Below are 23992 nucleotides of genomic sequence, written 5' to 3'. Positions count from 1 at the left end.
ACGCCCCGTGCAGATTGCCGTGATCGGACATCGCGATATGCGTCATGCCCATCTCATTGCACGCCTTGAACATGTCCTTCAGCCGCGCGGCACCGTCCAGGAGCGAGTACTGGGTGTGGACGTGCAGATGCGTGAAAGGACGGCTCACCATTACTCCCGGCTGATCACAACGGCCCGTTGTCAGAGTCGCCATCAAAGCCGGGCGCAATCGCCCGGATCAAACAAACTTCAGCGGTCTCCGCACAAGGGTTGGTTGTACGCAGGGGCTAGAGCGCTGCCGCGATGCGTTCGGCTCCCGGGCCCGTCACTCCCGTCAGGCCCGCCGGGCGTCCGGTGGCGAGCAGCAGGAGGTCGGCCGCCGGGCCCTGGGCCTCCTGCGGGCCGTCCCCCGTGGACCAGTCCAGGTCGGTGGCGACGAGGCGAACGCCGCGCAGGCGCTTGCGGGCGCCGTAGAAGGGGCTGGACACCACGCGCCCGAGGGCCGCCGCGGTCTGCTCCGGGGGCATGCCGCGGGTCAGTCCGAGCGGGCGGGCGATGTCCTGTCCGTGGACCAGGAAGTCCACCAGCGGGTCCAGGGGCGACGCCATGGGTGCCCGCTTGGGCGACCCCGCCGTCTCCCGGATCTGTGCGATCAGCTCCGCGGGCGAGAAGGCGGCGGCGCGCCGCACGGCCGCCTCGGCCTCCATGCGCTCCCAGTCGCCGCGGGCCCGGATCACCCCCTTGAGCATCGTCGGCCACGTCGTCCGCGTCGACAGCGTCAGATGGGCGGCGACGTCCCGCACCGTCCACCCTCGGCACAGCGACGGCGCCTCCCAGTCGGCGTCGTCGAGCCGCTCCAGCAGAGCGGCGACGCTCAGCCGCTCCTCCCGCACCCACCCGAGGACCTTTTCCTTGTCCACGTCCACGCCCATGTCCCCGTCTCCTCACCTCGACGGCCGGCCCGGCCGTTGTGCAGGTATGACCAGCCGACCGCCGAAAAGTGAGCGAGGGACAAGGAAGGCGTATGCGTGACCTGGGACACACTTCCGTCAGGAGCCGACGTACTGGCGCAGATGGCGTGCCGTCAGCGTGTCGGCGCTCTCGATCAGCTCCTTCGGCGTCCCCGTGAAGACGACCTCGCCGCCGTCGTGGCCGCCGCCGGGGCCCAGGTCGATGATCCAGTCGGCGTGGGCCATGACGGCCTGGTGGTGCTCGATGACGACGACGGAGTTGCCGTCGTCGACGAGGCGGTCGAGGAGCGCGAGGAGTTTGTCGACGTCGGCGAGGTGCAGGCCGGTGGTCGGCTCGTCGAGGACGTACGTGGAGGACTTCTCGGCCATGTGGATGGCGAGCTTGAGGCGCTGGCGCTCACCGCCGGAGAGGGTGTTCAGGGGCTGGCCGAGGCGCAGATAGCCGAGGCCGACGTCGTGGAGACGGCCGAGGACGGCGTGCGGCCGTCCCGTGGGGAAGAACGCGTACGCCTCGGCGATCGACATGGCGAGGACCTCGCTGATGTCCTTGCCGCGCAGCCGGTAGGTGAGGACCTCCGGCGTGAAGCGCCTGCCGTCGCACCGCTCGCACACGGTGGCGACGCCCTGCATCATCGCGAGGTCCGTGTAGATCAGGCCGAGGCCGTTGCACTTCTGGCAGGCACCCTCCGAGTTGGCGCTGAACAGGGCCGCCTTGACGCCGTTGGCCTTGGCGAAGGCGTCACGGACCGGACCGAGCAGGCCCGTGTACGTCGCCGGGTTCGAGCGGCGTGAACCGCGGATCGGGGACTGGTCGGCGACGACGACGCCGTCCCGCCCGGCCAGATGGCCGTGGATCAGTGAGCTCTTGCCGGACCCCGCGACGCCGGTGACGACCGTGAGGACGCCGAGCGGCACGTCCACGGAGACGTCCTTCAGGTTGTGCAGTCCCGCGCCCTTGATGGCCACCTGCCCCTTCGGGGTGCGCGGCCGCTCGCGGAGCCGGGCACGGTGGCCCAGGTGGCGGCCGGTGAGGGTGCCGGAGGCGCGCAGCCCCGGCACGTCGCCGGTGTAGCAGACCTCGCCGCCCGCGGCGCCCGCGCCGGGGCCGATGTCCACCACGTGGTCGGCGATCGCGACGACCTCCGGCTTGTGCTCGACGACGAGCACCGTGTTGCCCTTGTCGCGCAGGCGCAGCAGCAGGTCGTTCATGCGCTGGATGTCGTGGGGGTGCAGTCCGACCGTGGGCTCGTCGAAGACGTACGTGACGTCGGTGATGCTGGAGCCGAGGTGGCGCACCATCTTCACGCGCTGCGCCTCGCCGCCGGACAGCATGCCGGAGGGCCGGTCGAGGCTGAGGTAGCCGAGGCCGATCTCGGTCAGCGAGTCGAGCAGGTCCAGGAGGTTGGCGAGCAGCGGGGCCGTGCCGGTGTCCTCGATGGAGCGGACGAAGTCGGCGAGGTCGTCGATCTGCATGGCGGAGCACTCGGCTATGGTCACGCCGTCGATCTTCGAGGAGAGGGCGGCCCGGTTGAGCCGGGTGCCCTCGCACAGCGGACACCGGGCGAAGACCACGGCCCGCTCGACGAAGGCCCTGATGTGCGGCTGCAGCGCGTCGCGGTCCTTGGCGAGCCAGGTGCGCTGCATCTTGCTGATCAGGCCCTCGTACGTGAAGCCGTTGGAGCCGACCTTCACCTTGACGGGGTCCTTGTGCAGCAGGTCCGCCCACTCCTGTGCGGTGTAGTCCGTCAGCTTCTTGTCGGCGTCGAGGAAACCGGAGTGGGCGACGACCTGCCAGCCCCAGGAGTCCACCGCGTGGTAGGGCAGGGTGAGGGCGCCTTCGTTGAGGGACCGCTCCCGGTCCAGGAGCTGGTCGACGTCGACGGTGGAGATCTCGCCGGTGCCCTCGCACTGCGGGCACATGCCCTCCGGCACGTTGAAGCTGAAGGCGCCCGACGTGCCGATGTGCGGCTCGCCGAGGCGGCTGAAGATGATGCGCAGCATCGTGTACGCGTCGGTGGCCGTGCCCACTGTGGAGCGGGAGTTGGCGCCCATCCGCTCCTGGTCGACGACGATCGCGGCACTGAGGTTGCGCAGCTCGTCGACGTCGGGCCGGCCGACGCTCGGCAGATACGACTGGACGAAGGCGGTGTACGTCTCGTTGATCAGGCGCTGCGACTCCGCGGCGATGGTGGCGAACACCAGCGAGGACTTGCCGGAGCCGGAGACGCCGGTGAACACGGTCAACCGCCGCTTGGGGAGGTCGAGCGAGACGTTCTTGAGGTTGTTCGCCCGCGCTCCACGGACCTGGATCACGGTGTGGCTGTCGGCGGGGGTGACGTTCACGGGTGCTCCTCGGATGGCTCGCTCGCATGGCCCTGCGTACGGCGCGCCGGCCCGCGGAGTGATCCGCGTACGGCGTACCCAGTAAGAGCACAGCGTACAGCGTACTCAGTGCGGGGTGTGGCGGATTCCCGTGCGCCGGGCCGTCGTCCGGTGGGCCGCTCGCGGGCTCAGTTCGCCGCCGGGCACAGCGCGCCGCAGTGCTCCCCCACCTCGACCTGCCCGGTCACCACGTGCAGGGAGAACTGAAGGTCGCGCAGGCCGCCGAGGGAGCCGAGGTCCCGGGCGAGATGCTGTTCGAGGGCGCGCAGATGGGACCGCACGGTGGCTTCGGACAGGCCGAGGGTCCGCGCGGTCGGTTCGATGTGCGCGTCGTGGGTGAGCCAGACCGTGGCGGTGGTGAGCAGGTCCCTGCGGTCGCCGCGCGCGGAGAGCAGCAGCGTGTCCGCCCACGCCGTCACCTGGGGCGAGAACAGCAGCGAGCGGAGACTCGGCGGTGCTTCACCGGGGGCCGCGGAGCCGCCGGGCTGCTCCCGGTGCGTGACCAGTTCGAGGGCCAGGCCGACGGCGATGCGGTCGGAGACGGACGTGAAGTCCACGCACAGGGCGTCCGCCGCGCGGGCCACGCGGCGCGTGACGGTGTTGCGGTGCAGGCTCAGCCGCCGTGCCGCGACGGTGTAGGGGTGGGCGAGGGCCGTGAGCAGCGTGTCGCGCATCTGCTCCCACTGGGCGTCGTTGCGCATCAGCGGGGCCAGCAACTGCCGCGCCCAGAGCTGCGCTTCGCGCGCCGGGAGCAGGCTGATGAGGTCGGTGTGGTGGGCCGAGAGGGCGACGGAACCGGGCTGCTGCAACGCGAAACCCTGGGCGGCGGTCGCCTCCCGCAGCGCCTCGGCGAGCAAGGACATCGAGTAGACGCCGCTGCCGCCCACGGAGCCTATGCCCAGGGCCGCGATCAGGCGGGTCAGCTCGGCGCCCACGCCGTCCGCGGCCCTGCCGGGGCGGACCGGCTGGACCACCACGATCCGGCGGTCCGTGCGCGGGTCCGCGATCACCAGGGCCCGGCCCGCGGTGACGGCCTCGCAGCGGCGCACCGCGGTGTCCCGGTGGGTGCGCGGCACGTCGACCACGAAGACCCGGGCCGTGTCAGCCTCCAGAAGGCCGGGGGCCTGCGGCGCCATGACGCGGCGCGCCTTGTCCACCTCGCCGTCCAGGAGGAGTTCCATCGCGGCCCTGCGGGCGGCACGGGAGGCGTCGGCCGCCGCGCGGTACTCGCGCCGCGCCTGGTCGAGCAGCCCGAGGAGCCTCGCGGCATGGCCGAGGAGGCGCAGCTCGGTGTCGTCGAAGGGGGCGGAGCTGCGCGCGACGGCCAGGACCGTGTCGGCGCCGCGGGCCGGGGTGAGGGTGATGAGCCGGGTGTGCGGGCCGGAGGGCCGCGGGGGCGCGGCGCCGTAGTGCGGCGGTGCGTAGGCGGACCGGTGGGCGTGCGCCGGGGCGAGGGAGTCGGTGGCCGGGCGGTGCGGAGTCGCGAGATGCGTCCGGGGCTCGGGGCTCGTTCGGTACGCGGGGTTCGTGCGGTGCTCGGGGTTCGTGCGGTACGCGGGATTCACCGGGTGCGCAGGGACCGGGTGCGCAGGGTTCGCCGGATACTCGGGGTCTGTTGGGTGCGCGGGGTTCGCGAGGTGCTCGGGGTCTGTCGGGTACGCGGGATTCGCGAGGTCCTCGGGGCCTGCCGGGTGCGCTGGGTTCGCCGGGTGCCCGTGGCTCCCCCGGTGCTCAGGGTTCGCCCAGTCCGCCGCCGTGCCCGTGGCGGAATCCGGGCCCTGCGGGCTCGGATGGGACGCGGACTCGGTCATCGACCGGTGGATGATCGCCGGCGCGAGGGTCTCGGCCGCGGTGGCCGGCGAGGCCGCGAGGACGCGCTGCGGATCGCTGACGAGGACCTGTACGTGCAGGGTCCTGGCCAGCCAGTCCGCGATGCGCTGCATCGCCTGCGGGTCGGCGAGCTCGGTCGGCACCTGCTGGACCAGCGTGGTCAGGTGTGTGACGTGGCGCTCGGCACCGGCGAGCCGGCTGTCCTTGAGGAGGTGCCGCGTCCTGGCCCACAGCGGCGGCGGCGCGGAGGTGGTCAGGAGCGGAACAGCGAGCGTGTGGGACAGGTCGACGACGGCGCGGGACAGGTCGTGGGCGGCACGGGCCGGGGACAACGACCGCGGCGCGTCCGGCGTCGCGTGCACGACGAGACCCGCACATCGGTCCAGGGCGAGCTGCTCCATGAGCGTCTCCAGGGCGACTTCCGCCCGCCCGCGGAGCCGTGACTCCATGCCGGTGACCAGGACCAGCGAGCCGGACTCCAGGCGCCGCTGCGGCTCGCCCTCCAGGAGCTGATGCAGGGTCAGGGTCGTCAGGGCGGCCACCCCCACCGCCTCGTACCGGGCAGCGTCGACACCTCCGGCGAAGGCCAGCTCCAACTCGGCCCGGCCGACCAGCGTGCCCAGCGTCAGCACGTCATCTCCCCCTTAAGGCCGCGGCGTTGGTCCGGTTTCCCGTCGATCGCCGCCATGGACATACTCAACGGGTTGCGTACAGAGAATGCAAGCGACAAGGTATGCACTATCCGCAAGTTGAGGTGAGTGCCGGAAGGAGGGCGCGTGGCCCGCGAACGGTCAGGCCCGACGCTCGCGCATCTCGTTCTGGCCACCCGGCTCAGAATCCTGCGCGAGGCGGCGGGGCTGTCCCGCAAACAGGCCGCGGACGGCCTCGGCGCCCACCCCGTCACCGTGCGCCGGATCGAGCAGGCCCAGACCTCCCTGGACGAGGGCCAGGTCCGGGTGCTGCTGCGGGCGTACGGGTCGCCGGCCGCCGAGACGGAGGAGTTCCTCGGCAAGCTGGCGACCGCCAACCTGCCCGGCTGGTGGCACCCCTGGCGCTCCGTCATGGACCCCTGGCAGCTCGACCTGATGAGTGTGGAATCGGCCGCCAGCATGATCCGCTCCTGGGAACCGGCCCTGGTCCCGGCCCTGTTGCGCACCCGGGCCTACGCGCGCGCCGTCGACGACGTCCTGCGGCCGGACCTGCCCGCCGCCGTCAAGGACGCCCGTACGGATTTCCTGATGGCTCGTCAAGAGCGGTTGCGCACGCAGCAGACCAGGATCTGGGCGGTGATGTCGGCCGTGGCCCTGCACACCCGCGTGGGAGCTGCGGAGGTCATGGCGGAGCAGGTGGCGGCGTTGCGCGCGGCCGTCGACGGCCCCGACGTGACCCTGCAGATCCATCCTCTCGACGGACCGCCGCACGCCCTGACCGGCACCCCCGCGCTCACCGTGTACCGGGTCGAGGCACCGGAGATACCCGACCGCGTGGTCCGCGAGTGCGGCCCCGCGGGGGCCGCCGACGTGTGGGACGCGTGCGCGACCGTGACCGACTACCGACTCCTCCTTGACTACTCCTGCGCCACCGCTTCCCATCCCGACAAGTCGAGAGAGGTCTTGGCATGACCGAGCCGACGGACCCCCAGCAGATAGACACCTCCGTCGCCCACAGCGCACGGGTGTGGAACTACTGGCTGGGCGGCAAGGACTGGTTCCCCGCGGACCAGGCAGCGGGTGACGCCTACCGCGACAAGTATCCGCTGATCGAGCCGATGGCCCAGGAGTCACGGGGCTTCCTGGTGCGCAGCGTCACCTGGCTGGCGCGGGAGGCCGGGATACGTCAGTTCCTCGACGTGGGCGCCGGGCTCCCCACGGCCAACAACACCCACGAGGTGGCCCAGCGCATCGCCCCCGAGTGCAGGGTGGTGTACGTCGACCACGACCCGCTCGTCCTGCTGCACGTGCACGCGATGCGCAAGAGCACGCCCGAGGGCGCGATGGACTACGTGCTCGCGGACATGCGGGACACGGAGGCCGTCCTGGCGGGCGCCGCCAAGACCCTGGACATGAGCCGGCCCGTCGCGCTGGTGATCAATGACGTCCTCGGCCACATCGTGGACTGGGACGAGGCCCTGTCCCTGGTCCGCCGGATCGTGGACCGGCTGCCCGCCGGCAGCTATCTGTCCCTGAGCCACTCCACCGCGGCCGACGACAAGCACCGCGAGGTCCAGGAGGAGTACAACAGCTCCGGCGCCATTCCCTACATCTTCCGTGAGCCCGAGCAGACCGTCGCGTTCTTCGACGGCCTGGAACTCGTCGACCCCGGATATGTGTGCTGGCCCGACTGGCGGCCCGACGCGACCACCGGCCGGGTCACGGAGCGGGCGGGATGGGGCGGCGTCGCGCGGATCTCGTGACGGCGCGGCGGGCAGTGACGTGACGGGAGGCGGTGTGACAGGCGGCGGCGCGGCGGGCGGCGGCACGGGCCGCCCGGCGGAGCCCTGGGGGACGGCCGCGCCCTGGGAGACGCCGGTTCCCGTCCGGGCGACGGGGCCCGCGCCCGTGCCGGGCGCCGCCGCGCAGGAGGTGACGTGCCCGTGGGTGCGGCGCCTGACGCGGTCCGCGGCCCACTCCGGTGCCTCCCTCGTCGCCGAGGCGGCCACTCTCGCCGACGGCTGGGCGGCCCTCGTGGACCCGGTGGCCGGCGCGGTCCACAGCACTCCGCGCAGCGCCGGCGGCGAGGCCGAGCGTGCCGCGGCGCACCCCGGGGCCGCCGCGCACCTCACCGTCCATCAGGTGGCCGACAGCGACGGCACCGTCCTCGTCATCGGTCCCGGCCGGGCGCCCGTCGCACCGGCCGCCCTGATCGCCCAGGCCACCGCGGATCTGCTGCGGGTACGGGCCCGGCGCGCGGACGACGTGCGCGGCGCCGAGCAACGGCTGCACACCGCCGTCCTGCGGCTGCTCAAGGAGGGCAGGCCCGAGCTGGCCGCCGACGTCCTGGGCGCCGCCGCCACGCACGCCACGGTCCACCGGCTCACCGGGCGGGCCGTGCACGCCGCCCACCAGACCCTCTGGCGGGCGGCGCAGCCGGGCACCACGCTCGGTGGCACCCGCATGCTGGTCTGCCTGGACGGCACGGAACTGGTGGTCGTCGCGCTGCACGGCGCCGCCCATGGCGACCAGACCGCGGTGCGCTCCCTCGTCGCCCGCATCGCCGACCGGCATCAGCTCTCCGGGGGTGCGGCCGATCCCGCGCCCCTCGACATGTTCGCCACCGCGTGGGCGGAGGCGGGGGCCGCGGGCACCGGCGCCACCGTCGGCTGTCTGTCCGCCGCGGGCGGGCTCGGCGCCCACGGGCTGCTCCGTGTCGTGCCCGCGGAGCGGCTGCGCGCCTGGGCGGCGACGGTGCTGCGGCCCCTGGACCGGGACCGACGCCGGACCCTGGAGGCCTGGCTGCGGTCGGGGTCGGTGCAGACCGCGGCGCCCGCCCTCGACGTGTCCGAGGGCACGGTCCGGGCCCGGCTGCGCGGTACCGCCGCCCTCCTGGCGGCCGACCTCGACCATCCCACGGTCCAGGCGCAGCTCCTGCTCGCCCTGCGCGCGCCCGCCGCTCCCCGGCCCGCGGCGGCGACGGCCCGGCTCCGCCCCGAACTCCCGCTGCCCGCCGAGCTGATCCACGCCGAGGACGCGCGGCGCTGGGCGGCCACGCTCCTCGCGCCGCTGGACACCCGGCTGCGGATCGCGCTGCGCTGCTGGCTGCGCCGGCGCGGCAGGACCGCCCCCGCCGCCGCCGAACTCGGCCTGCACCGCAGCACCCTCACCGCCTGGCTCACCGAGTGCGGCAAGGCCCTCGACCTGGAGCTGTCGTCGGCGACGACCAGGGCGGAACTGCACCTGGCCGTCGAGACGATCGCCACCCCCGACGACGTCCCGGCCGCGCTGCCGCGCCGCGGCGGCAGGACGTACCGGGCGGCGGGGAGGAGCGGGGCCGAGGGGGCCGGGCTCGGCGGGGGCTGAGGGCTCAGGGCGCGGGGCCCGGCGAGGGTTGAAGCGGCCAGGCCCGGCGAAGACCAGAGCCCTCGGGGCCGGCGAAGACCAGGGCCCCCGGGCCCGGGGGAAGCCAAACCCGCCGGGTCCGGCGAGAGGTGAACCCGCGAGCCCCGGCGAGAGCCAAAGCCGCCGCGCCGGCGAAAACCGAAGCCGCCAGGCCCAGCGAAGACCAAGGCCCCCAGGCCCGGGAGAAGCCGAAGCCGCCGCGCCCGGCGAGCGTCGTCCGGCGCCTCAGGACTTGCGGAGCCAGTGCGTCACCGCCTGCCGCCACTGGGCGAACAGCTCGCGGTCCCCGGTGTACTCCACGGCCCCGTGACCGTCGAGGACGTCCTGTCGCTCGTACATGAGCAGCAGCAGCGCGGCGGCCGAGCCGCGTACGGTCACGGCGGCGGGCTCCGCCGCCCGGTCCGGGCCGTCGGCGTCCCGGGCGACGGGGGCGTCGCCGGTGAGGTCGACCAGCCACGAGGCGCCCGCGTCGGGGCCCCCGTCGCTCACCTCCACGCGGATCGTGCGGCCGGGGCCCAGGAGCGCCCGCACCGCCTCCGGCGACGGGTAGGCCTGCGGCAGTGCGGTGAAGCCCCGCCACTCGTGCAGGCCGTCGACGGCCACCTCCCGCTCCAGGGTGTACGTGCCGCCGACGGCCACGGCCGCGTCGGCGCGGTGCAGGGCGGACTCGTGCATCATGCGGCGCGCCCAGAAGACGGGGGTGCCGTCGGGTGCCACCGTCCAGACCCGGGCGCCGGGGCCCGCCTCCAGGAGGGAGCCCGCGAGCAGGGCCGCGCCCTCGCCGAGCCAGTCCGCGAGGGCGGCGGTGTCCGCGCGGTCGTCGCCCGACACGTCGTTCACCTGGTCGTCCGACACCGGTCCCGTCGCCCTGGTGCGCACGACCTCCTCGGCCCAGCGGTGCGCCCCGCCCACGTGCCGCAACAGGTCACCGAGGCTCCAGCCGGGGCAGGTCGGCACCGGCACGGCGAGGTCGGCGCCCCTGATCTGATCCGTCAACTTGCCTGTCTGGGCGATGATTTGGGCGGCGTACCGATCCAGGGGCATGAAGGTCATGGCGTCACCCTAGGGGACGCCCCGCTGCCGCCTCGATGGAGTTCTTCCCGCCACCCGGCGCGCCGCACCCAACCGGTGCGCCGCACCCAACCGGCGCGGCGGGCCTCGTCCGGGCGCCGCGCACGGCTCACGACGACGCCAGGAACTGCGTCGCGGCCAGCTCCCCGTACAGCGGATCCGCCACCACCAGCTCATCGTGCGTACCCACCGCGCGGACCCGGCCCGCGTCCATGACGACGATCCGGTCGGCGAGCGTGACCGTCGACAGGCGGTGCGCGACGACGAGGACCGTCACCTGCTGGGCCACCTCGGCGACGACGTCGCGCAGCGCGAGCTCGTTGACGGCGTCCAGCTGGGACGTCGCCTCGTCGAGCAGCAGCAGCCGGGGCCTGCGCAGCAGCGCGCGGGCGATCGCCACGCGCTGGCGCTCACCGCCGGAGAGCTTGGAGCCGCGGTGGCCCACCACGGTGTCCAGGCCGTCGGGCAGCTTGTCCACGAGCGTGTCGAGCCGGGCGCGCGCGAGGACGTCGCGGATATCGGCGCCGGTGGCGTCGGGCGCGGCGAACAGCAGGTTCTCGCGCAGGGTGCCCGCGAGGACGGGGGCGTCCTGCTCGACGTACCCGATGGCGGCGCGCAGGTCGGCGAGCGGCCAGGCAAGGACGTCCTCGCCGTCCACGAGGACGCGCCCGCCCGTGGCTTCGTAGAAGCGTTCCACGAGCCCGAAGACCGTGGTCTTGCCCGCGCCCGAGGGGCCGACGAAGGCGGTCATGCCGGGGCCGGGGACGGTGAAGCTCACGCCGTGGTGGACGTACGGGAGGTCGGCACGGTAGCGGAAGGTGACGTCCTCGAAGGTGACGGAGGCGGGTCGGGTGCCGCCGGGCGCGGGCCGCCGGGACGACGGGACCCGTTCCGCCGACGGGGCGAGTTCCTCCGTCTCCATGCGCTCCGCCTGCACGATGCGCGCCACCGCGGCCGAGCCGACCTGGTACTGCGTGACGGCGTCGACGAGACGGGTCACCGGGTCGATCAGATAGAAGAGCAGCATCAGGAACGCCACGAGCGTCGCGACCGAGATCGCCTCGGAGGCGACCCGCGCCCCGCCCACGCCGAGCACCGCGAGGAACGACACCTGGATGGCGAAGCCCATCGAACTCCACGCCACGGCCTGCCACTTGGCGGACCGCACGCCGTGCCGCCACGCCTCCCTGGCCGCTTCCTCGACCTTCACCACCTCGCGCTCCTCGGCACCGGACGCCTTCAGGGTGCGGAACGCGCCGAAGGCCCGCTCAAGGGCCGTCGAGATCGAGCCGACGGCCTCCTGCGCCTGCCGGGTGGCCTTGGAGATCTTCGGCATGACGAGTGCGGTGGCGGCACCGATGAGCACGATCACCCCCAGGGTGACGCCGAGCAGTACCGGGTCCATGAAGGCCATCATCACGATGGTGGCGACGACGGTGAGGCCGCCGGAGAACGCGGACACCACGGCCTGTGTGGTGACGGCCTGGAGCAGGGTCGTGTCGGAGGTGACGCGGGACATCAGGTCGCCCGGCTGTACGCGCTCGATCTCGGTGACCTTCAGCCGCAGCAGGCGCCCGATGAGGGAGCGCCGCGAGTCGAGCACGACGGACTGCGCGGTGCGTTCGAGGATGTAGCTGCCGACGGACTCGACCGCCGTGCCGATCACCAGCAGGCAGGTCAGGAAGACGAGGATCGAGGTGACCGACTCGTCGTCGGAGAGCCGGTTCACCAGCGCCTCGACGGCGACCGGCTGGGCGAGACCGGTGGCCGCGCCGATCAGGGTGAACAGGGCGCCGAGAGCCACCACGCCGCGGTGCGGCCGGAAGTGGCGGTACAGGACGGCCCAGGTCTCCCGGGCGGAGAGCGGCGGCCCGGCCGCCGCGAGGTCCTTCTCGGGGTCCCTCTCGGGGTCCTCCTCCAGGTCCTCCTCGGGGTCCCTCTCGGGAGACCCCTCCAGGTCCTTCTCCGGGTCCTTCTCGGGGTCCTTCTCCGTCTGCGGATGCTCGTCGAACACGGGTTCTGAGTGGGTCACACACGACAGGACGCGTCAGGGCGCGCTCCGCCTGAGTGCGTCCGTGCAGGGCCGGTGCAGGGCCCGTGCACGGGCCCTGCACGGCGCGTTCCACCCGAGCGCGCACGAGCCGCACCCGCGCAGTCCTATTACCTGCTTAGGCTCCGCGAGTTACCCAGAGCGCCCCTGAGCTTGTGATCTCCGCTCGGTTATCCCGTACGGCGTCGGGGATGACGGTCCTGTCGGAAGTTACGCGCGTAGCCCGACGCGTCCTCCGCATCCCCGCCGCAAGGCGTCCGACCGTCCCGACGATTCGTCTCAGGGAGAAAGCGCACCATGACCGACATCACCCAGATCACCATCGCCCTCGTCACCGCCGACGTGGCCGGGGCAGCCACGCAGGGGCGGATCTACCTGGGCCTCGCCGGACGCGAGTTCCTGCTGGCGAACACCGACAGGATCGCCCGCAACGGTGACAACCAGTTCGTCCTCGGCGAGGGCGGCAACGTCGCCAACGCGGACCACAACGACCCGCGCAGGCCCCAGCTCGACACCGCCGACCTCGACCGCTACCCCGCCTACATCCGCCTGCGCGACGAGGGCGGTGACCCGGGCTGGTGCCTGGAGCAGGTGTGCGTAGCGGTCAACCCGCGGGGAGCCGTGCGGCATCAGTTCTCCAACCCGAGGCTGGAGGGCATGCACACCGACGGCGCCCGCATCTGGCTGAGCGACGACTGCGGCACCCGGCTCCACCTGGGACGGGGCGGCCTCGGTTCCTGACCGCCGCCGCCGGGGCCGCGTGGACGGACATCGGCCTTCGGGCCGTCTGCCCCTCCCCCCGGAGTCGGCGTTCAGGCACGGAACGTCGCCGGGCGCTCCGGGCTCGCGTCGGCGAGGGCCCGGGTGACCTCCGCGACGCCGCCGCGCAGCCCGTACACGGGGGTGTCGGGCTGCTGCCGCCACGACTCGTCGATGCCTCCCGCGTCGACGGTGTCGAAGCCCAGCTCGTCGATCAGCTCGCGGACCACCTTCTTGGCGGCCTCGTCGTCACCGGCCACGGGCAGCGCGATCCGCCCGGGGGCGCCCTTGGGCAGCGGCTTGTCGAGGATGTCCTGCGCGTACGTGCCGTTGAACGCCTTGATGACGGCGTGGTCGATGTGCTGCTCCGTCCAGCGGCTCTCCGGCAGACCGGCCTCGATGGCGTCGATCCTGCCGTCGCGCTCCTTGGGGTAGTAGTTGCCGGTGTCGATCACCGCGAAGCCCTCGGCGGCCCCGTCGAACAGGCCGGACGGCAGATCGGGGATGTTCTTCAGCGGGATGGTCACCACGACGATCTCGGCGCCGTGCGCGGCCTCCTCGACGGTCACGGGCGTGGCACCGGTCTCCTCGGCGAGGGCGGTGAGCGTGTGCGGACCTCTGGAGTTGGCCACGGACACGTCGTGTCCGAGTGTCGTCAGGCGCCGGGTGAGGTTGCCGCCGATGTTGCCCGCGCCGATGATGCCGATCTTCATGGAGTCCTCCGGTGGGGTGCCGCCGCGACCTGGTGCCGCTGCCGCATGTGTGCCTCCAACCCCGCGTCCGGCAGGCCTATTTCCGCCTGCTCCGGGGAATTTCCGGCAGTCGGGTATTCCCTTTCGACCCATTGGATATTCCATGGCTGTCACTCGATTGCTATTGGATTCCGATGGCTGCGGCGGCCGTCGGCGACCGAGCTCCTGTCCCGTCCGACGTGACGCGAAGAACCGACGTGAACAGGCGTGAACAGGCGTGAATAGGCGTGAATAGGCGTGAACGGGCGTGAACAGGCGTGACCCGCGTGCCACGACGGCTGCCGCTGGGCGCCCACAGCCGCCGTTCGGGCGTTCTTGCGCATAGGTTCGTAGTCGTCACACATCTTGTTGTACGCACGCCGTGAAAGGACCGCTCCCATGAGCACCTCGAACACCTCGCGCCCCGCCGACGCCTCGGGCACCTTCGCCCTCGGCGGCGATCTGCCCGTCAAGCGTCTCGGTTACGGCGCCATGCAGCTCACCGGTCCGGGTGTGTGGGGCGAACCCAAGGACCGGGACGAGGCCGTTCGGGTGCTGCGCCGTGCCGTGGAGCTCGGCGTGAACTTCATCGACACCGCCGACTCCTACGGCCCGATCGTCAACGAGGTCCTCATCCAGGAGGCCCTCAAGCCCTACGCCGACGACCTGGTCATCGCCACCAAGGGCGGCCTGACCCGCTCCGGCCCCGACGACTGGCGCGCGGTGGGCCGCCCCGAGTACCTGCGCCAGCAGACCGAGCTGAGCCTGCGTCACCTGGGCGTGGAGCGCATCGACCTGTACCAGCTGCACCGCATCGACGAGCAGGTCCCGCTCGCCGACCAGCTGGGCGAGCTCGTGCTGCTCCAGAAGGAGGGCAAGATCCGGCACATCGGTGTCTCCGAGGTGACGGTGGAGCAGCTCAAGGAGGCCCGCGAGCACGCCGAGATCGTCTCCGTGCAGAACCAGTACAACCTGGTGAACCGCGGCTCCGAGGACGTGCTCGCGTACGCCGAGCAGGAGAACATCGCGTTCATCCCGTGGTTCCCGATGGCCACCGGTGAGCTGGCCCGCCCCGGCGGCCCGCTCGACGCCGCCGCCAAGGACCACGGCGCGAGCGCGTCCCAGCTCGCCCTCGCCTGGCTGCTGCGCCGCTCACCGGTGATGCTGCCCATCCCCGGCACCTCCAAGGTCGCGCACCTGGAGCAGAACGTGGCCGCCGCGGGCATCGCCCTGGACGACGCCCAGTTCGAGGCGCTCGCCGACGCCGTCTGAACCGGGTCCGGGACCGCACAGCGAAGGCGCCGGTGCCCACCGCACGACGGTGGGCACCGGCGCGCCTGCGCGGTCAGCCCGGTCCGCGGCGCGCCCCCACCACGGCCGCGAGCGCCGCCGTGAGTCCGCCGAGCACCATCACCGTCGAGGCGGTGGTCCGGTCGAGCACGGCGCCGCCCGCCAGCGCCCCGAGCGCGAACGTCGCCTGGAACGAGGCGGTGAAGAGCACCGAAGCCGCCTCCGGAACGCGCGGCACCGCCGCCGCGAACCAGGCCTGCGAGCACACCGGCACCGCCCCGTAGGCGATCCCCCAGACCATGAGCAGCACGACCGCGCCGCCCGGCCGGTCACCGAGGACGGGGAGCAGCAGCGTGGCACAGGCGATCAGTCCCGCGGCCGTCGCGAACGCGGCCCGCGGCCTGCGCGCCACCGCCGCGCCACCGACGAAGTTCCCGGCGATCCCGGCCGTCCCGTACGCCAGCAGGAACACGGTGACCAGGTTCGGGCCCACCTCCGTCACCTGCTCCAGGAAGGGCGTCACGTACGTGTACGCCCCGAAGTGCGCGCATACGACGAGAAAGGTCATCCCGAGCGCCCCGCGGATGCCCGGACCGCGCAGCGCCTGTCGCAGCACGGCCGCGCGCAGCGCCTGTTCCGGGGGCAGCGGCGGAACCACCGCGAGCATGGCGCCCCAGACGCACAGCGACAGGACTCCCATGGCCGCGAAGGCCGTCCGCCATCCCGCCGCCTCCCCGAGGAACGTGCCCGCGGGCACCCCGAGCACCGACCCGAGGGGCACCGCCGAGAAGATCACCGCCGTCGCCCGCGCTGCCGAATCCGGCGGCACCAGGCGCACCGCGAGCCCGGCCCCGATCGACCAGAACCCGCCGATGGTGACGCCCACCAGGACCCGGGACACGAGGACGAGCCAGTAGGCGGGCGCGGTCGCGGCGAGGACGTTCGCCACCGCCAGCAGGGCCATGAAGGCGCACAGCATGATGCGCCGGTCCACCCGGCCGGTGGCCGTGGTCACCAGGGGCGCGGACAGGGCCGCGAGGAAGCCCGGCATGGTCATCGTCAGACCGGCCGTGCCGTCCGTGACGTCGAAGCTCCGCCCGATCGACGGGAGCAGGCCGATGGGCAGGATCTCCACGGTGACGATGGCGAAGAGGCCAGCCGTCACCGAGCCGACGGCGAGCCATCCTCGTAAGGGCGACGGGGACGGCGACGGAGGCTGTGACCGTGACGGTGACGGTGACGGCGGCTGTGACGACGACAGCTGTGACTGTGACTGTGATTGTGACTGTGACTGTGACTGTGATGGTGACTGTGATGGTGACTTCGCCGGCGGGCGGGAGTCGGGGGTCGGTGTGGTGGTACTGGGCTGGGACGCGGGTCTGGTTCTGGGCACGGCTCAGTCCACCAAGAGGCGTGGCCCGCGGTCTGGCAGGTAAGCGACGCCGTAGTCGTCGCGGGAGAAAACCCCGGGCCCCGTCGGCGGCCACGCTGCTAGCATCCCCGCATGATCACGAACACGCCTGATGTCCGCATCGCCATGATGCCCCGCCGACGGGGCCGCTGACTTCGGACGCACGCGTGCTTCGAGGCCCCGAGACGGGGCCTCGATCCGTTCCTGTGCCGGAGCCCCGCCTCTCCCCCGGAGATCCTGGAGGCTCCCATGACCGACCCCCTGTCCGACCAGCAGCACCAACTGCACCAACTGTCCGGCCCACCGGGCACCGCGCCGCCCACCCCGCGCACCACGTACGTGACCACGACCATTCCGTACGTCAACGCCCGCCCGCACCTGGGCTTCGCCCTCGAACTCGTCCAGGCGGACGTCCTCGCCCGGCACCGCAGGCACCGCGGCGACCGGGTCCGCTTCCTCACCGGCACGGACGACAACTCGCTGAAGAACGTCCTCGCCGCCGAGGCGGCGGGCGTTCCCGTGCAGGACCTGGTGGACCGCAACGCGGAGGCGTTCGCCGCGCTGCGCGGCCCCCTGGCCCTGTCCTTCGACGACTTCATCCGCACCAGCCGCGACCCGCGCCACCGGGTGGGCGTGGAACGCCTGTGGCGGCGGTGCGCGGACTCCGGCGACCTGTACCGCAGGCACTACGAGGGCCTGTACTGCGTCGGCTGCGAGCAGTTCTACACCCCGGCAGAACTTGTCGAGGGGCGCTGCGCCGAGCACGGCACAAAACCCCGGCCCGTCGCCGAGGAGAACTGGTTCTTCCGGCTCTCCAGGTACGCGGACCGCCTGCACGACCTGATCTCCTCCGGGCGCCTGCGCGTCGAGCCCGCCGTGCGCCGCAACGAGGTGCTCGCCCTGATCGAGAGCGGGCTGCACGACTTCTCCGTGTCGCGCTCGCACACCCGGGCCCGGGGCTGGGGCATTCCCGTGCCCGGCGACCCCGACCAGGTCGTCTACGTCTGGTGGGACGCCCTCGGCAACTACGTCACCAGCCTCGGTTACGGCACCGGCGGGCCCGCGTACGACCAGTGGTGGAGCGGCGCGACCCGCCGCACCCACCTCGTCGGCAAGGGCGTCGTGCGCTTCCACGCCGTGTACTGGCCGGCCATGCTCCTGTCGGCCGGGCTGCCGCTGCCCACGGACGTCCTCGTGCACGACTACCTCACCGTGGACGGCCGCAAGATCAGCAAGTCGGCCGGTACCACCGTCGACCCGGCGGAGCTCGTCGCGGGGTTCGGGACGGACGCGGTGCGCTGGTGGCTGCTGCGGGACGTACCGCGCGTGGGCGACGCCGACTTCACCCGGGAGCGGCTGGTGACCCGGGCGAACGCCGACTTCGCGGGCGGCCTGGGGAATCTCGTCAACCGGGTCGTGACGATGGCGCACCGCTTCCGCGACGGCCGGGTGCCGGTCTCACGGGCGTCACGGGTGTCGCCGGTGTCGCCGGTGTCCCGCACGCCCGCCGAGGGCACGGAGCGCCTCGTGGCCGCCTGCCGGGAGGTCCCGGCGCAGGTCGACGACGCGCTCGCGGACTTCGACTTCCGGCGGGCGGTGGACGCCGTGTGGCGGGTGGTGACGGAGGCCGACCGGTGCGTCGACGGCACCCGGCCCTGGGAGCTGGCCAAGGCCGAGCGCGCGGGCGACCCTGCGGCGGGCAAGCGGCTCGACGAGGTGCTCACCGCCCTCGTCACCGCGTGCCGCACGCTCGCTGACCAGCTCGGCCCGTTCGTGCCGGTGGCGGCGGCGCGGGTGGCCGCGCAGTGCACTCCGGCCGCCGACGGCCGGCTCCCGGCGGCCCGGCCGCTGTTCCCGCGCGTCGACGAGCCGCTGCCCTCGGCGGGGTGAGGCGCGCTGGCCCCGGCGGGGGTGAGGCGCGCTGCCCCCCGGCGGGGGTGAGGCGCGGGCCGCCGGTCGTGGCTCCCGCTCGACGGGCCGCGCCGTCCCGTCGAGCGGGGGCCGTCCCGGTGCCATCATGCGTCTGTGAGCGACGAGGCGGGTGCGGAGATGCGCGAGCGGATCGGGTCGCTGCTCCGCGAGCTGGTGGATTCGGGTGCGGAGAGCGGTCTGCAAGTGGCCGTGTACGTGGACGGGAAGCCGGTCGTCGACGCGTGCGCGGGCACGGGCGTACGCGACGGGCCGTACGGGGACGGCCGCGGGTCCGGTACGGAGACGCCGTACAAGGACGGCCGCGGGGCCGGTACGGAAACGCCGTACAAGGGCGTGCTCGGTACGGACACGCCGCACAGCGACAGCCACGCGCTCCGCACGGACACGCCGCACAGCGACAGCCACGCGCTCGATACCGACGCGCCGCACACCGACAGCCACGCGCTCGATACCGATGCGCCGGACGGGGACGGCCGCTTGCTCCGTCCGGACACGCCGATCCACAGCTTCTCCACCGGCAAGGGGTTCATGTCGACGCTGGTGCACGTGCTCGCGGAGCGCGGTCTGCTCGACTACGCCACGCCGATCTCCCACTACTGGCCCGAGTTCGGCGCGCACGGCAAGGAGCGGGCCACCGTACGGGACGCCCTGACCCACACCGTCGGCATCCCGCAGCTCCCCGCGGCCATCACCCCGGCCGAGATGTGCGACTGGGACGGCATGTGCGCCCTGGTCGCGGACCTGGAGCCGCTGTGGGAACCGGGTACGGACAGCGGGTACCACGGCTGGACCTTCGGCTGGATCCTCGGCGAGACGGTCCGCCGCGTCACCGGCCTCACACCCGCCCGAGCGCTGCGTACGTACGTGACGGAGCCGCTCGGCGTGGCGGACGAGCTGTTCTTCGGGGTGCCCGCCCCGGATCTCGCGCGGGTGGCGCCGCTCCAGGAGGGCAACTGGGCGGCCTGGCTCGCCGGCCTGCCGCCGTCCGTGCCGTTCCGGCGTCTCGTCGTGCCGAACCGGGACGTGTGGACCACCGCCGAGCTGGCCAACCGCCGGGACTTCCTGCTCGCGGACGTGCCCGCGGGCGGCACCACCACGGCCCGCGCCGCCGCCCGTATGTACGCGGCACTCCTCGGGGAGGTCGACGGCGTACGCCTGATCTCGCCGGAGCGCCTTGCGCACGTCTCCTCGGTCGCCGTGCGGGGCAAGGACCTGATGCTGCTCGGGCGATACGCCAAGGGGCTCGGCTACTTCCTCGGCCTGCCGGAGACGGCCGGTGAGGAGACGTCGTTCGGACATCACGGCAGCGGGGGCAGCATCGCCTTCGCGGACCGCGCGCGCGGCCTGTCCTTCGCCCTCACCCGGACCCGTCTGGTGCAGGGCGATGCGGACCGGGCAGGGCGCCTCGCGGCGGACCTGGTCAGGTCGTTGATGACCTAGGGCCGGTCGGTGAACCTGGGGACCTCGGCCGGGGCGCTGCCGATGGGGCGCCGTCAGAAGTTCTCCAGGGCGGGCCCGTCCACCGCGTCGTGGGCGAACCTCCTGCGCACCTCGGCCCGGTCGGCCAGCCCCGCGGGGAAGCCGGGGCCCATGCGTGGCCGGGTGTCCGCCGACGTCATCGGCGCTTTGCAGTGCGCGCACACCACTTCGGCGGTGCTGTCGTGCCCGCACGGCTCGTGCCGGAAGACGACCGGGGCGCCGTCGTCGCCGCTGAGCCAGCGGTTGCCCCAGCTGTTCATGGCGGCCAGCACACCGAAGAAGTCACGGCCCTTCTCCGTGAGCACGTATTCGTGCCGCACCGGCTCGCTCTGGTAAGGGCGCTTCTCCAGGATGCCTTCGTCGACGAGGCGGCGCAGCCGGTCGGCGAGGGTGTTGCGCGCGATGCCGAGCTGCTGCTGGAACACGTCGAACCGCGTGACCCCGTAGAAGGACTCGCGCAGCACGAGCGGCGTCCACCAGTCGCCGAGCAGATCCATGGTGCGCGCGATGGAACAGGGCCAGTTCGCAAAGGAAGTCCGCCTCATGAAGCCAGCATAGGAAGGGTTCGCTCGGGTGTACGTCTCCCGTGCCCCGGCGAATCCCCGCACATGGACCCTCAACTCCCCGCACAAGGGCCCTCAACCGGCCGTGGCCCGGGCCCCCTTGGCCCGCCGGTGGCTCGCCACCCGTTCGCGCGTGGCGCACCGCGGCGAGCAGTAGCGGCGTGCCGCGCCGCTGCCCCCGGTGACGTACACCGTGTCGCAGCGCGGTGACGCGCACAGCCCGCCCGGGGGCCGCTGCCGGTCCCAGAGCAGCACGGCGAGGGCCATGCAGGACGAGGCGAGGAACCACTCCGCCCACGGCGCGGAGTCGTCGCCGTCCAGGTGGATGTGCCAGGGCGTGCCGCCGCCGTGCGCGGTGAGCCGGACCGGTCCGCAGCCCTCGGCGAGCAGCCGGTTCAGGCGGGCCGCCGCGGTGTCGGCGTCGGGCGCGGCGAAGACCTCGCGGAGCCGGGCGGCCACCGCGCGCATGTCCGCCACGTCCTGGGCGGTCACGTCCAGCGGGCCCCGCTCCCCGTACTCGCGCAGCACGGCGGTGACCGCGTTGGCGCCGGGCGCGCGGGGCCCGCCCGCACTCGCCGCACTCACCGCGCCCTTCACACTCTCCGCGCTCTCCGCACTCCGCGCGCCGTCCGCGGTGCCCACGTCGTCCGCGCCGTCCGCGTCGGCTGCCTCGGCTGCGCCATCTGCGTCGGCTGCGCTCAGGACGTTGACCAACGCTGCGGCACGCTGCGCCGAGCGCAGGACGGAATGGCGGGTCGACCACTCGTCGTCGGCCGCCTCCGCGCCCTCGCCCCTCGACTTCTTCACGAGAGTCAGGGTAACGCCCGTAGCCAGCCTGCCCGTTACCTTGTAACGTCCCATCCATGCCAAAGCGTTACCGCGTCGGGCGGTATCTCACAGGCGCCACCGCCGCGCGCACCGGCGACGAGATGTCAGGGCCCGCGCTGCTCCTGGTGGGACTCTCGGTGACGGGATCGGCGTCGACGGCTTCGGCGCTCCTGTCGGGGATCACGCTCTCGGCGGCCGTGGGCGGGCCCGTCTTCGGGGCCCTGCTCGACCGGGCCGCGCGGCCGGGGCGGCTCCTGGCCGCCGCGCTGGCGGCGTACTCCCTCGCGCTGCTCGTCATCCTGCTGGGCCTCGGCCGCCTGCCGCTGCCCGCGGTCCTCGCCACCGCCCTGTGCGGCGGCCTCCTCGGGCCCGCGCTGGCGGGTGGCTGGACCTCGCAGCTCCCGGGGGTGAGCGGCCCTGAGCACCTGCCGCGCGCCACCGCCCTCGACGCGCTGACGTACAACTTCGCGGCCCTCGCCGGACCGGCGCTCGCCGGCGCGGTCGCCATGACGGCCGGGGCCCCGGTGAGCGTCGTGGTGTCCCTCGCCCTGATCGTCCTGGCGCTGCCCGCGGCGTGGACGCTGCCGCAGCGCGCCCCCACATCCTCAACCCCGCCCCCAGCCACGTCACCCGCACCCTCCCCCAACTCCAGTCACACCTCCACTCCCGCGTCCCCGACCACGGCCGCGCCCCCGGCCCCGACCGCGACCGCGTTCTCGCCCGGGGCCGTCCTCGCCGATCTGCGGTCCGGCTTCGCCGCCATCGGCCGCGTCCGTCCGCTCGCCCGCGCCACGCTGACGTCCGTCATCTCCTACGTGGGTGTCGGCATGCTGGTGGCCTGCACTCCCCTGCTCGGCGAACACGCCCTCGGCACCACCGACTCCGGCACCTTTCTCCTCGCCACCCTCTCCGCCGCATCCCTGGCCGCCAACGCCCTGCTGGCCCGGCGCCCCGGCGTGCTGCGTCCCGACGCGACGATCCTCGCCAGCACGCTCGCCCTCGCCGGGGCGCTGCTCCTGGCCGCGACCCTCACGCCCCTCGCGCTGTTCGCGGCCATGGTGGTCGCGGGGGCCGGGGCGGGCCCGCAGCTCACGGCCCTGTTCGCGGTGCGGCACCGGGAGGCACCGGCGCCGCTGCGCGGGCAGATCTTCACCACCGGCGCCAGCCTGAAGATCACCGGTTACGCGATCGGCGCCGGGCTCGGCGGCCCGCTGGCCACCTGGTCGCTCCCCGGCGCGCTCCTCGTGGCCGCCGGCTTCGAAGCCCTCGCGGCCCTGGGCTTCATGGCGCTGTCCCGAGGGAGGCGCGGGCCACAGGGCGGACGGGGTGTGCCGCACACCTCTGAGGGAACCTGTAGCTCACAGCTGCCCCGTACGTCACCCTGACGCGCCGACGCCACAGGTCCCTCCCGCGCCCGCGCAGCCGTAACGTCCGGCTAGTTCCGAGCACTTGGCCCACCGCACCGCCGAAAGTGAACTTGATGCCTGACACGGACAAGCCCGCCGCCCCGCCGTACGAGGTCGTGCTGCAGGACTACGACCGGCACGGGCAGATCTGGTCCCTCGACGTCACGACGGGCGTGCTCACCCCGGGCTCCGGGCGCTGTCATGGATTCGTGCACCTCACGGACGCCTCACAGCGGGGCGACCTGGCCGTCGCCGCCGCCCTGTACGCCGACGGGACAGGATCGGGCACGCTCTGGCTCCAGTACGGGCCGAGGCGGTGGGACTGCTCCCGGGTGGCGGTGCGGCAGGCGTCCGAGGAGGACGGGCACCGGCTCTTCACCGTGTTCGCGACGGGCGGACCGGAGCTGGAACTCCGCTACCCCGCGCCGGACCCCGGACCTTCCGACCCGGCGCACGGCTGGATCGACACCGTCGCGGACGACTTCTTCCTGTGGGCCGCCGAACGCCTCGGGGACGACGGCGGAACCTCCCGGCACACCCTCACGGAGCACTTCGGCGCGGGCTTCCTGCCCGCCTGAGCACGTCCGGCACGGCCAGGTCCGCGCTCGGGGGCCCCGCGCCGTCCGGCCAGGGCAGGATCGCCCCGAGGAGGGCTCGCGCGCACAGGTCCCGCACCTGCGCGCGCGGCAGTCCGGGCTCCTCCAGCCACTCCAGGCAGACCGCCACCATGAAGGCCAGCCAGCCGCGCACGGCCAGCCTCAGGGCGGGCAGCTCGGCGGTGAGCGGGGCGGTCCCGGGGTCCGCGAGGAGGGCCGCCAGTATCTGCCGCTCCTGCGCGGCGAGCCCTTCGCGGTAGACCGCACGCACCGTCGGGTCGCCCGCCTCCCTGGCGCGGTGGAAGGCCCGGAAGCCCTGGGCGTGGCCCTCGACGTAGCCGAGGAAGGCGTCCAGGCCCGCGCCGAGCTGCTCCCGAACGGGCAGTCCCGGGTCGGCGGTCGTCAGGCGCAGCATCCGGTCGCTCTCGCGCTGGACGACCGCGGCGAAGAAGTCCCGTTTCGTCGGGAAGTAGTGGTACAGGAGCCCGCGCGAGACGCCCGCGATCTCGGCGACCTGCTCGATCCAGACGTCGTCGTACGGGTTCTGCGCGAACAGTCGCGCCCCTACCGTGAGCAGTTGCTCCTTGCGCTCCTGGGTACTCAGCCTGCGCCGGGGGCTGTGCTGCGGGTTCGCGGCCATGCAAGGACCTTACTTGACG

20 protein-coding genes are annotated in these 23992 nt (G+C 73.3%); 9 read left to right on the top strand and 11 right to left on the bottom strand.

Going from position 1 to position 23992, the window contains the following annotated elements; genetic code table 11:
* The 4 genes from GPA10_RS44110 to GPA10_RS26555 form a co-directional block, all read right to left on the bottom strand.
* The coding region (locus tag GPA10_RS44110) for a PHP domain-containing protein (protein ID WP_198351711.1) at window positions 1–151 on the bottom strand (151 nt) is incomplete at its 3' end.
* A 115-nt stretch (window positions 152–266) separates the two neighbouring features.
* Window positions 267–911 (bottom strand): maleylpyruvate isomerase family mycothiol-dependent enzyme, encoded by a 645-nt coding sequence (locus GPA10_RS26565; protein ID WP_157167676.1) that lies wholly within the window; start codon window positions 909–911, stop codon window positions 267–269.
* 117 nt (window positions 912–1028) lie between these two features.
* Window positions 1029–3293 (bottom strand): ATP-binding cassette domain-containing protein, encoded by a 2265-nt coding sequence (locus GPA10_RS26560; RefSeq protein WP_343041351.1) that lies wholly within the window; start codon window positions 3291–3293, stop codon window positions 1029–1031.
* Between the two features lie 167 nt (window positions 3294–3460).
* A complete protein-coding gene (locus tag GPA10_RS26555; protein WP_343041350.1) occupies window positions 3461–5794 on the bottom strand; it encodes a helix-turn-helix domain-containing protein in 2334 nt (777 codons plus the stop codon).
* A gap of 144 nt (window positions 5795–5938) precedes the next feature.
* Here GPA10_RS26555 and GPA10_RS26550 point away from each other — a divergent pair, with 144 nt between their 5' ends.
* From GPA10_RS26550 to GPA10_RS26540, 3 genes are read left to right on the top strand one after another with little or no spacing between them, the layout of a single operon-like run.
* Window positions 5939–6784, top strand: a complete 846-nt coding sequence (locus GPA10_RS26550) for a helix-turn-helix domain-containing protein (RefSeq protein ID WP_343041349.1) — start codon at window positions 5939–5941, stop codon at window positions 6782–6784.
* Window positions 6781–7575 carry an SAM-dependent methyltransferase gene (locus GPA10_RS26545; protein ID WP_058847680.1) on the top strand — a complete coding sequence of 265 codons (795 nt, stop codon included), beginning with the start codon at window positions 6781–6783 and terminating at the stop codon, window positions 7573–7575. The genes GPA10_RS26550 and GPA10_RS26545 overlap by 4 nt, the downstream gene beginning before the upstream one ends.
* A gap of 34 nt (window positions 7576–7609) precedes the next feature.
* On the top strand, window positions 7610–9178 hold the full coding sequence (locus GPA10_RS26540) for a helix-turn-helix domain-containing protein (protein ID WP_343041348.1): 1569 nt from the start codon (window positions 7610–7612) through the stop codon (window positions 9176–9178).
* 264 nt (window positions 9179–9442) lie between these two features.
* Here GPA10_RS26540 and GPA10_RS26535 read toward each other — a convergent pair whose 3' ends face one another.
* Window positions 9443–10270 (bottom strand): maleylpyruvate isomerase family mycothiol-dependent enzyme, encoded by an 828-nt coding sequence (locus GPA10_RS26535; RefSeq protein ID WP_157167675.1) that lies wholly within the window; start codon window positions 10268–10270, stop codon window positions 9443–9445.
* A 127-nt stretch (window positions 10271–10397) separates the two neighbouring features.
* Window positions 10398–12125 (bottom strand): ABC transporter ATP-binding protein, encoded by a 1728-nt coding sequence (locus GPA10_RS26530; RefSeq protein ID WP_246259810.1) that lies wholly within the window; start codon window positions 12123–12125, stop codon window positions 10398–10400.
* Window positions 12126–12635: 510 nt separating this feature from the next.
* On the opposite strand from GPA10_RS26530, the gene GPA10_RS26525 reads away from it, so the two are divergent.
* On the top strand, window positions 12636–13079 hold the full coding sequence (locus tag GPA10_RS26525; RefSeq protein WP_157167674.1) for a hypothetical protein: 444 nt from the start codon (window positions 12636–12638) through the stop codon (window positions 13077–13079).
* 71 nt (window positions 13080–13150) lie between these two features.
* On the opposite strand, the gene GPA10_RS26520 is transcribed toward GPA10_RS26525, so the two are convergent.
* The gene (locus tag GPA10_RS26520; protein WP_157167673.1) at window positions 13151–13810 is read right to left on the bottom strand and encodes an NADPH-dependent F420 reductase; all 660 of its coding nucleotides are present in this window, start codon (window positions 13808–13810) and stop codon (window positions 13151–13153) included.
* A 417-nt stretch (window positions 13811–14227) separates the two neighbouring features.
* Here GPA10_RS26520 and GPA10_RS26515 point away from each other — a divergent pair, with 417 nt between their 5' ends.
* Window positions 14228–15100 (top strand): aldo/keto reductase, encoded by an 873-nt coding sequence (locus GPA10_RS26515; protein WP_157167672.1) that lies wholly within the window; start codon window positions 14228–14230, stop codon window positions 15098–15100.
* A gap of 73 nt (window positions 15101–15173) precedes the next feature.
* Here GPA10_RS26515 and GPA10_RS26510 read toward each other — a convergent pair whose 3' ends face one another.
* The gene (locus GPA10_RS26510) at window positions 15174–16379 is read right to left on the bottom strand and encodes an MFS transporter (RefSeq protein WP_157167717.1); all 1206 of its coding nucleotides are present in this window, start codon (window positions 16377–16379) and stop codon (window positions 15174–15176) included.
* A 399-nt stretch (window positions 16380–16778) separates the two neighbouring features.
* On the opposite strand from GPA10_RS26510, the gene GPA10_RS26505 reads away from it, so the two are divergent.
* Together GPA10_RS26505 and GPA10_RS26500 are read left to right on the top strand one after the other, a co-directional pair.
* The gene (locus tag GPA10_RS26505) at window positions 16779–18419 is read left to right on the top strand and encodes a methionine--tRNA ligase (protein WP_157167671.1); all 1641 of its coding nucleotides are present in this window, start codon (window positions 16779–16781) and stop codon (window positions 18417–18419) included.
* Between the two features lie 135 nt (window positions 18420–18554).
* The gene (locus GPA10_RS26500; RefSeq protein ID WP_157167670.1) at window positions 18555–19901 is read left to right on the top strand and encodes a serine hydrolase; all 1347 of its coding nucleotides are present in this window, start codon (window positions 18555–18557) and stop codon (window positions 19899–19901) included.
* Window positions 19902–19954: 53 nt separating this feature from the next.
* On the opposite strand, the gene GPA10_RS26495 is transcribed toward GPA10_RS26500, so the two are convergent.
* Together GPA10_RS26495 and GPA10_RS26490 are read right to left on the bottom strand one after the other, a co-directional pair.
* Window positions 19955–20485 (bottom strand): winged helix-turn-helix transcriptional regulator, encoded by a 531-nt coding sequence (locus GPA10_RS26495; RefSeq protein ID WP_157167669.1) that lies wholly within the window; start codon window positions 20483–20485, stop codon window positions 19955–19957.
* Window positions 20486–20578: 93 nt separating this feature from the next.
* A complete protein-coding gene (locus GPA10_RS26490; RefSeq protein ID WP_343041347.1) occupies window positions 20579–21310 on the bottom strand; it encodes a CGNR zinc finger domain-containing protein in 732 nt (243 codons plus the stop codon).
* A gap of 56 nt (window positions 21311–21366) precedes the next feature.
* Here GPA10_RS26490 and GPA10_RS26485 point away from each other — a divergent pair, with 56 nt between their 5' ends.
* Together GPA10_RS26485 and GPA10_RS26480 are read left to right on the top strand one after the other, a co-directional pair.
* Window positions 21367–22716 (top strand): MFS transporter, encoded by a 1350-nt coding sequence (locus GPA10_RS26485; RefSeq protein ID WP_157167667.1) that lies wholly within the window; start codon window positions 21367–21369, stop codon window positions 22714–22716.
* Between the two features lie 95 nt (window positions 22717–22811).
* A complete protein-coding gene (locus tag GPA10_RS26480) occupies window positions 22812–23315 on the top strand; it encodes a hypothetical protein (protein WP_157167666.1) in 504 nt (167 codons plus the stop codon).
* On the opposite strand, the gene GPA10_RS26475 is transcribed toward GPA10_RS26480, so the two are convergent.
* Window positions 23278–23973: a TetR/AcrR family transcriptional regulator gene (locus GPA10_RS26475; RefSeq protein WP_157167665.1), complete on the bottom strand. Its 696-nt coding sequence runs from the start codon at window positions 23971–23973 to the stop codon at window positions 23278–23280. The genes GPA10_RS26480 and GPA10_RS26475 overlap by 38 nt on opposite strands.
* Between the last annotated feature and the right edge of the window lie 19 nt (window positions 23974–23992).

Source organism: Streptomyces typhae, assembly GCF_009755605.1.
In the GTDB taxonomy this organism is placed as follows: Bacteria; Actinomycetota; Actinomycetes; order Streptomycetales; family Streptomycetaceae; genus Streptomyces; species Streptomyces typhae.
This window is presented reverse-complemented; position numbering and strand designations above follow the sequence as displayed.

Coding starts and splice junctions, on each gene's coding strand:
- GPA10_RS26565 (WP_157167676.1), bottom strand. CDS start 911: ATGGGCGTGGACGTGGACAAGGAAAAGGTCCTCGGGTGGGTGCGGGAG.
- GPA10_RS26545 (WP_058847680.1), top strand. CDS start 6,781: ATGACCGAGCCGACGGACCCCCAGCAGATAGACACCTCCGTCGCCCAC.
- GPA10_RS26535 (WP_157167675.1), bottom strand. CDS start 10,270: ATGACCTTCATGCCCCTGGATCGGTACGCCGCCCAAATCATCGCCCAG.
- GPA10_RS26525 (WP_157167674.1), top strand. CDS start 12,636: ATGACCGACATCACCCAGATCACCATCGCCCTCGTCACCGCCGACGTG.
- GPA10_RS26520 (WP_157167673.1), bottom strand. CDS start 13,810: ATGAAGATCGGCATCATCGGCGCGGGCAACATCGGCGGCAACCTCACC.
- GPA10_RS26515 (WP_157167672.1), top strand. CDS start 14,228: ATGAGCACCTCGAACACCTCGCGCCCCGCCGACGCCTCGGGCACCTTC.
- GPA10_RS26505 (WP_157167671.1), top strand. CDS start 16,779: ATGACCGACCCCCTGTCCGACCAGCAGCACCAACTGCACCAACTGTCC.
- GPA10_RS26495 (WP_157167669.1), bottom strand. CDS start 20,485: ATGAGGCGGACTTCCTTTGCGAACTGGCCCTGTTCCATCGCGCGCACC.
- GPA10_RS26485 (WP_157167667.1), top strand. CDS start 21,367: ATGCCAAAGCGTTACCGCGTCGGGCGGTATCTCACAGGCGCCACCGCC.
- GPA10_RS26480 (WP_157167666.1), top strand. CDS start 22,812: ATGCCTGACACGGACAAGCCCGCCGCCCCGCCGTACGAGGTCGTGCTG.
- GPA10_RS26475 (WP_157167665.1), bottom strand. CDS start 23,973: ATGGCCGCGAACCCGCAGCACAGCCCCCGGCGCAGGCTGAGTACCCAG.